The following is a 1020-nucleotide window of genomic DNA, read 5'->3' as shown; positions in this document are numbered from 1 at the left end:
CAGGTCCCGCCCCCGCCCCCCGGCGGCAACGGCAAGAAGACCGGCCTCATCATCGCCGCCGTCGCCGTGGTCGCCGCCGCCGCGGTCGGCGGCTACTTCGTCTTCGCGGGCGACGACGAAAAGGGCGGCAAGAACGGCGGCTCCTCGAACGTGGCGGGCGGCGGGGGCGACGACTCCGGCATCAAGGACGACGGCCCGCACAAGCTGACGACGCCGTCGCTCGTGATGAACGACTACAAGAAGGACGAGTCGCGCTCCAGCGGTCTGAACAGCGTCGACCTCGACAAGGCCGAGGCGGCCGGGGTGAAGAACCCGAAGGACGTGCAGGCGCAGTACCAGTCGGGCAGCAAGGACAACCCGATGGCGCAGAAGGTGCTGACCTTCGGCGGTGTCTACGGGGACATCGAGGACCCGGAGGGCGTCGTGGACCACATGTTCACGAACGCCAAGAAGAAGAACGAGGCGGGCGGCGCCAACGGCGAGAGCGTCACGCTCGTCGGGGAGCCGAAGGAGTACAAGCCCGCAGGGCTCGACGGTGCCGTCCTGAAGTGCCAGGAGATGAAGGTCGACCTGGGCGCGGGAGCGGGCACCTCCGGCTCCACGACCGGTTCCTCCGGGTCGAGCAAGATGTCCGCGGCGACCTGCATCTGGGGCGACCACAGCACCCTCGGCTACGTCGTCACCACGGACGTCGCCAGCGCGCTGGCCGGGACGCCCGCCGACCTGGACGAGGCGGCGAGCACCACCGCCAAGTTCCGCGGGGAAGTCCGCGTCAAGATCTGACGTCCGACGGGCCGTCCGGCCCGTCGGCCTCCACGTGGTAGGGCCCGGTCATCCGGCCGGGCCCTACTGCGTCAGGATGTCGGCAACACTTAAGCGTTTCGGAGGGGAACCCCCATGAGCTACAACCAGCCGGGCCCGTACGGCGGGCAGCAGCCCGGGCCGTACGGCCAGCAGCCGCAGCAGCCCGGCCCCTACGGCCAGCCGCCGCAGGCTCCCCAGCCCGGCTACGGCTACCCC

General features: G+C 70.6%; 1 protein-coding gene. It reads left to right on the top strand.

Features of this window, described 5'->3' with window-relative positions; genetic code table 11:
* A partial coding sequence (locus tag AOK03_RS22210; RefSeq protein WP_055567077.1) for a hypothetical protein occupies positions 1 to 783 on the top strand: 783 nt, incomplete at its 5' end.
* Positions 784 to 1020: the final 237 nt, after the last annotated feature.

The sequence above is a fragment of the Streptomyces atriruber genome (assembly GCF_001418325.1).
GTDB classification, from domain to species: Bacteria; Actinomycetota; Actinomycetes; order Streptomycetales; family Streptomycetaceae; genus Streptomyces; species Streptomyces atriruber.
This window is presented reverse-complemented; position numbering and strand designations above follow the sequence as displayed.